The sequence below is a fragment of the Nocardioides sp. genome, from assembly GCF_030655615.1.
Lineage (GTDB): Bacteria > Actinomycetota > Actinomycetes > Propionibacteriales > Nocardioidaceae > Nocardioides.
This window is the reverse complement of sequence record NZ_JAURVJ010000058.1, coordinates 1-6,237: the sequence shown is the minus strand read 5'-3', so window position 1 is coordinate 6,237 and position 6,237 is coordinate 1. Positions and strand designations below refer to the sequence as shown.

7 protein-coding genes are annotated in these 6,237 nt (G+C 72.8%); 5 read left to right on the top strand and 2 right to left on the bottom strand.

Annotated features, from left to right (window positions below; all coding sequences use genetic code 11):
• A partial coding sequence (locus tag Q7T52_RS04980) for a homogentisate 1,2-dioxygenase domain-containing protein (RefSeq protein ID WP_304799984.1) occupies window positions 1-471 on the top strand: 471 nt, incomplete at its 5' end.
• A 220-nt stretch (window positions 472-691) separates the two neighbouring features.
• Entirely contained in the window at window positions 692-1,816 is a 1,125-nt protein-coding gene (locus Q7T52_RS04975; protein WP_304799982.1) for a sorbosone dehydrogenase family protein, read from the top strand.
• Window positions 1,817-1,854: 38 nt separating this feature from the next.
• On the opposite strand, the gene Q7T52_RS04970 is transcribed toward Q7T52_RS04975, so the two are convergent.
• Together Q7T52_RS04970 and Q7T52_RS04965 are read right to left on the bottom strand one after the other, a co-directional pair.
• Window positions 1,855-2,655, bottom strand: coding sequence for an ABC transporter permease (locus Q7T52_RS04970; RefSeq protein ID WP_304799980.1), 801 nt, complete (start codon window positions 2,653-2,655; stop codon window positions 1,855-1,857).
• Window positions 2,652-3,632 carry an ATP-binding cassette domain-containing protein gene (locus tag Q7T52_RS04965; RefSeq protein WP_304799978.1) on the bottom strand — a complete coding sequence of 327 codons (981 nt, stop codon included), beginning with the start codon at window positions 3,630-3,632 and terminating at the stop codon, window positions 2,652-2,654. The genes Q7T52_RS04970 and Q7T52_RS04965 overlap by 4 nt, the downstream gene beginning before the upstream one ends.
• Before the next feature lie 113 nt (window positions 3,633-3,745).
• Here Q7T52_RS04965 and Q7T52_RS04960 point away from each other — a divergent pair, with 113 nt between their 5' ends.
• The 3 genes from Q7T52_RS04960 to Q7T52_RS04950 all read left to right on the top strand — a co-directional run.
• Complete coding sequence (locus tag Q7T52_RS04960) at window positions 3,746-4,603, top strand: PfkB family carbohydrate kinase (RefSeq protein WP_304799976.1); 858 nt, start codon at window positions 3,746-3,748, stop codon at window positions 4,601-4,603.
• Entirely contained in the window at window positions 4,600-5,511 is a 912-nt protein-coding gene (locus tag Q7T52_RS04955; protein ID WP_304799974.1) for a pseudouridine-5'-phosphate glycosidase, read from the top strand. Before Q7T52_RS04960 ends, Q7T52_RS04955 begins: the two co-directional genes overlap by 4 nt.
• Window positions 5,512-5,559: 48 nt before the next feature.
• Window positions 5,560-6,237: helix-turn-helix domain-containing protein (locus Q7T52_RS04950; protein ID WP_370692296.1), on the top strand; the 678-nt coding region annotated here is incomplete at its 3' end.

Genomic DNA, 6,237 nt, shown 5'->3' with positions numbered 1-6,237 from the left:
TTCGACGTCGTCGGCTGGGACGGCTGCCTCTACCCCTACACGTTCAACATCGACGACTACATGCCGATCACCGGCAAGGTCCACCAGCCGCCGCCGGTGCACCAGGTCTTCGAGGGTCACAACTTCGTGATCTGCAACTTCCTGCCCCGCAAGGTCGACTACCACGAGCTCGCCGTGCCGGTGCCCTACTACCACTCCAACGTCGACTCCGACGAGGTGATGTTCTACGTCGGCGGCGACTACGAGGCACGCAAGGGCTCGGGCATCGGCCTCGGCTCGATCTCGCTGCACCCCGGCGGCCACGCCCACGGCCCGCAGCCCGCAGCCATCGAGGCCTCGCTCGGCGTCGACTACTTCGAGGAGTCGGCCGTCATGGTCGACACCTTCGCCCCCCTCGAGCTCGGCGAGGGCGGCCTCGCCTGCGAGGACCCCGACTACGCCTGGAGCTGGGCGCGCGGGTTGCCGGGCTAGGGGTGGTCGGTGGGGGTTCTGCGCTGGAACTCCTGGTGGTGGGGTGATGTTTCGGCGCAGGAGGTGGAGATTCACCGCCTCAGCGGAGGTTTTCCACGTGCCTGCCCCGCAGGACAGGTTCTCGGCCAGAACTCCCGCTTCCCGGTCGAAGGATTGACCGAGAACCTCCAGTTCCGGCGCAGAACCCACCCCGCTTGGCCCGGTCGGGCAGCCTGGTCGCATGCGCCGACCGCACGTGCTCGCCCTGACCGTCGCCGCCTCGCTCCTGTTCGTCGGCTGCTCCGACGACCCGGACAACGAGGCCAACCCCGACACCCGCACCGGCACCGCCGAGGACACCGACGGCCCCGAGCCGACCGACGACGCCGCGGCCGACGACGACCTGCAGGTCAGCGAGGTGGCGACCGGGCTCGTGACGCCGTGGGGCCTGGCGCCGCTCGAGGACGGCGGGCTCTTGATCGGGTCGCGCGACGACGCCGAGATCTCGCTGCTGCCGGCCGGCGGCGGCGAGCCCACCGTGGTCGGGTCGGTCGACGGCGTGCGCGCCGAGGGTGAGAGCGGGCTGCTCGGGCTGGCGCTGACCGAGGACGAGTCGACGCTCTACGCCTATCGCACCGGCGACTCCGAGAACGGTGTCGTCAAGATGAGCTGGGACGGCGAGACGCTCGGCGCGCCCGAGGAGGTCGTCTCCGGGATCCCCGGTGGCGCGTCGTTCCACCAGGGTGGCGGCCTGGTGATCGGCCCCGACGACCTGCTCTACCTCGGCACCGGCGACAACGGGAACCCGCCCGACGCCCAGGACGCCGACTCGCTGTCGGGCAAGGTGCTGCGCTTCACGCTCGACGGCGAGCCCGCTCCCGACAACCCGTCGGGCTCGGCCGTCCTCAGCCTCGGCCACCGCAACGTCGAGGGCCTCGTCTTCGACGACGACGGCCGGCTGTGGGAGTCGGAGTTCGGCCAGGACCGCTTCGACGAGCTCAACCTCGTCGAGGCCGGCAGCAACTACGGCTGGCCCGAGGTCGAGGGCACCGGAGGTGGCGACGAGTACGTCGACCCCGCCGCCGTCTGGAGCACCGACGACGCCTCGCCGTCGGGCATCGCCTGGTGGGACGGCTCGTTGTGGCTGGCCGGTCTCCAGGGCGAACGGCTCTGGGAGGTCGAGCCCGAGGGCGCCGACGTCACGACCGTGGCTGAGCCCGTGGCCCACCTGACCGGCCGCTTCGGCCGGGTCCGCAACGCCGTCAGCACCGCCGACGGCTCGACGCTGTGGGTCGTCACCTCCAACACCGACGGGCGCGGCGACCCGGACGACGGTGACGACCGGCTCCTCTCGATCACCCGCTGACCACCCGCCGACCACCCGCCGACACCGCCGACGGCCGGCTACTTCGAGGTCGACAACCGGAACTGCCGCACCGAGAGCGGCACGAAGACGGCCAGGATGAGCACGACCCACAGCAGCGTGTAGACGACCGGGTGCTGCATCGACCAGGCGTCGGGCGCGGCCTGGCCGCCGGTGTTGCCGAAGAGCTCGCGGCTGGCCTGGGTGATCGTCGAGACCGGGTTGTAGAGCACGAACTTGAGCAGCACCCCGTCGAACGACTCGGTCGGGACGAACGCGTTGGACACGAAGGTCAGCGGGAAGATGACGACGAACGAGGCGTTGTTGACGACGTCGACGCTCGGGACGAGCAGGCCGACCCACGCCATGATCCAGCTGATCGCGTAGGCGAAGAGCAGCAGCAGCAGGAAGCCGAGGGCGGCGTCGACGACGCCGTTGCGGATGCGCCAGCCGACGAGCAGCCCGGTCAGCGCCATGATGATGAGCGACAGGACGTTGTAGACGACGTCGGACGTCGTCCGGCCGACGAGCACCGCGGCTCTCGACATCGGCAGCGACCGGAACCGGTCGATGATGCCCTTCTGCATGTCCTCGGCCAGGCCCGCGCCGGTGAACGTCGCGCCGAAGACGACCGTCTGGGCGAAGATGCCCGCGATCAGGAACTCCTTGTAGTTGACCGCACCGGGCGGCTCGATCGCGCCGCCGAAGACGTAGGCGAAGAGCAGCACGAACATGATCGGGCTGATCAGCACGAAGACGAGCACCTCGGGCACCCGCTTGATCTTGATCAGGTTGCGCTGGGCGACGACCCAGCCGTCGTTGACGGCCTGCATGGCGCTCATCGGGCGACCTCCTCGGTCTCGCTGGGCTCGGGTGGGGCGCCGTCCTCGACCGCACGCCCGGTCAACGACAGGAAGACGTCGTCGAGGGTCGGCCGGCGCAGGCCGATGTCGAGCACCCGGATCGACTCGCGCTCGAGCTCGTCGAGCAGGCGGCGCAGGGCCGCCGTGCCGTCCTGGACGGCCGCGCCGACCGAGCGCTCGTCGCTCTGCACGTCGCCGACGGCGAGCGGGCCGAGCAGCCTGACGACGGCCTCGACGTCGGAGTCCTCGGCCACCACGACCTCGACGCGCTCGCCGCCCGTCTGGGACTTGAGCTCGTCGGCCGTGCCGCGGGCGATGGCCAGGCCGTGGTCGATGACGACGATGTCGTCGGCGAGCCGGTCGGCCTCCTCGAGGTACTGCGTCGTCAGCAGCAGCGTCGTGCCCGAGCCGACGAGCTCGCGGATGACCTCCCACATCTGCTGCCGGGCGCGTACGTCGAGCCCGGTGGTCGGCTCGTCGAGGATGAGCACCGGCGGGGCCGCGACGAGCGCGCCCGCGAGGTCGAGACGTCGGCGCATGCCGCCGGAGTAGGTCTTGGAGGGCCGGTCGCCGGCGTCGGCCAGGTCGAACCGCTCCAGCAGCTCACGGGCCCGCTCGCGGGAGCGCTGCTTGCCCAGGCCGTAGAGGCGACCGACCATCGTGAGGTTCTCGAAGCCGGTGAGGTATTCGTCGACCGCGGCGTACTGCCCCGACAGCCCGATCTTGCGGCGCACGCCCTGGGGGTCCTCGACGACGTCGATGCCCGCCACCTCGGCGTAGCCCTGGTCGGGCACCAGCAGCGTCGCCAGGCACCGCACCGCCGTGGTCTTGCCGGCGCCGTTGGGCCCCAGGAGGGCCAGCACCGTGCCCTCGGGCACGGCCAGGTCGAGCCCACCGAGGGCCTCGACCTCCTTGTAGCGCTTGACCAGTCCTTCGGTCCGGATCATGTCGGGCATCGCTGCTCCTCCGCCTCGTCCTGCCGTGGTCGGACAGTAACGACCGCCACCGACAGTCGGACTCATCGCGCGACCTCACCCGAGCCTCAGGGGGCGGTGGGATGATCCGGGGCGTGAGTGCTCCCCGGGTCGTCGTCGTCGGCGGCGCCAACGTCGACGTCGTCGCGCGGCCCCTGGCGCGCGCCGAGCCCGCGAGCAGCAACCCCGGCACCGTCACGGTCACCGCGGGCGGGGTCGCCCGCAACATCGCGGAGGTCCTCGTCCGCCTCGGCACGCCGACGAGCCTGGTCAGCGCGGTCGGCGGCGACCAGCACGGCGACCTGGTCGTCGAGGTCAGCAGCGAGGCCGGGATCGACCTCACCCACGTGCGCCAGGTCGACGGCGCCACCGGCGCCTACGTCGCGCTGCTCGACGTGGGGGGCGAGCTGGTCGGCGGCGTCTCCGACATGACCGACTGCGACCTCCGTCCCGACGACCTCGACGCCGACCTGCTGGCCGGGGCCGACCTCGTGGTCCTCGACGGCAACCTGAGCCCCGAGACGCTCGGGGCCGCGCTCGACCTCGCCGGCACCGTCCCCGTCGCGCTCGACCCGGTCAGCGTCCCCAAGGCGGCCCGCATCCGCGAGGTCCTCGGCGGGCGCCGGCTCTTCCTCGTCTCGGCGGGCGCGGCCGAGCTCGCCGCGCTGGGCGACGTCGCCGCCGAGATGGTCTGGGAGCGCCGCGGGCCCGAGGGCTCGACGCTCACCGGCCCTGACGAGGCCGTCGACCACCCCGCCCTCTTCGTCGAGAACGTCGTCGACGTCACCGGCGCCGGCGACGCGATGCTCGGGGCCTTCCTGCACGCCTGGCTGGGCGGCGCCACCGGGGCCGAGGCGGCGGCGTACGGTCACGCCGCGGCGGCGCTCACCGTCGCCAGTGCACACACCGTGCGACCCGACCTGACCGACGAGCTCGTGAGGAGCCTGCTGTGATCCAGTTCAACGACGAGGTGCGCGACGCCCTCGCCGACGGCCGACCGGTTGTGGCGCTCGAGAGCACGATCATCAGTCACGGCATGCCCTACCCCGACAACGTCGCGATGGCCACCGAGGTCGAGGCGATCGTGCGCGAGGGCGGCGCCACCCCGGCGACGATCGCCGTGCTCGGCGGCGTCCCCCGCGCGGGTCTCACCGAGGCCGACCTCGACCTGCTCGCCAGCGATCCCGGCGTCGCCAAGGTCAGCGTCCGCGACCTGGCCCACGTGGTCGCCCGCCGCGGCCACGGCGCGACCACCGTCGCCGCGACCATGCGGCTGGCGGCGCTCGCCGGCATCGACGTCTTCGTCACCGGCGGCCTCGGCGGCGTCCACCGCGGCGCGGCCGAGACCTTCGACGTCTCCGCCGACCTCACCGAGCTCGCCGTCACGCCGGTCACGGTCGTCTGCGCGGGCGTCAAGAGCATCCTCGACATCGCCCTGACCCTCGAGGTCCTCGAGACCAACGGCGTCCCGGTGCTGGTGCACGGCAGTGACGAGTTCCCCGCGTTCTACTCCCGCACCAGTGGGTACGCCGCCCCGTCGCGCTCCGACTCGGTCGAGGAGCTCGCCGCGACCGTCGCCGCCGCCCGCTCGCTCGGCCTGACGAGCGGCATCGTCGTCGCCAACCCGGTCCCCGAGGCCGACGAGATCCCGGCGGCCGAGATCGGCGCCGTCATCGACCACGCCCTCGCCGACCTGGGCGCCCTCGGCATCGGCGGCAAGGACGTGACGCCCTACCTCCTCAAGCGCATCGTCGAGCTCACCGACGGCGCCAGCCTCGTCACCAACATCGCGCTGGTGCGGCACAACGCCCGGCTCGGGGCGGCGCTGGCCGTGGCCTGTGCGGCGGCCACGGGGGCGTAGGGCGGCCCCACGGGAATAGCACCCGCGCCCGCGCTTGCTGGGTCGGACATGACCGACGACCGCCAGTCCTGGCGCATGACGACGGCCCGCACCGAGCGGATCCCCCTCGGGGCGACGTACGCCGAGCAGCGCGGCCCACGCTGGCTGCTGGTCGTCGAGGGCGCCGCGCGGCTCGAGGCGGCCGGGGCGGTGCACCACCTGAGGGCCGGCGACGCGGTGCTGGTCGCGGCCCGCCACGACCTCGCGGTGACCGCCTGCAGCGACACGACGCTGGCGGTCAACGACCTCGCGCTCGTCCACCCGACGCACCCGCTGCCGAGCGTGCTCGTGGTGCGGGAGTTCGGGGCGCGGCACGCGGGGATCGCCGAGCTGGTCCGGCTGTGCCCGCTGGCGACCCAGTGCGGACCGGCGATCCTGACGGCGGGCTACGCCAACCTGGTGGGAGCGGCGATGACGGCCTCGTGGCTCGAGTCCGAGGGCCGGACGGACGACGACCGGGTGTCCGACCCGGCCGTGACCGCCGTCGTGACGGCCGTGACCGAGCGCCCCGGCGAGGCCTGGACGGTCGAGCGGATGGCGGGCCTCGTGCACCTGTCGCGCTCCGCCCTCGGCGAGCGCTTCCGCCGCGAGCTGCGGCGCAGCCCGGCCGAGGTGCTGCGCGAGGCCCGGATGCAGGAGGCCCGCCGGCTGCTCCGCACCGGGTCCAGCGGCGTCGAGCAGGTCGCG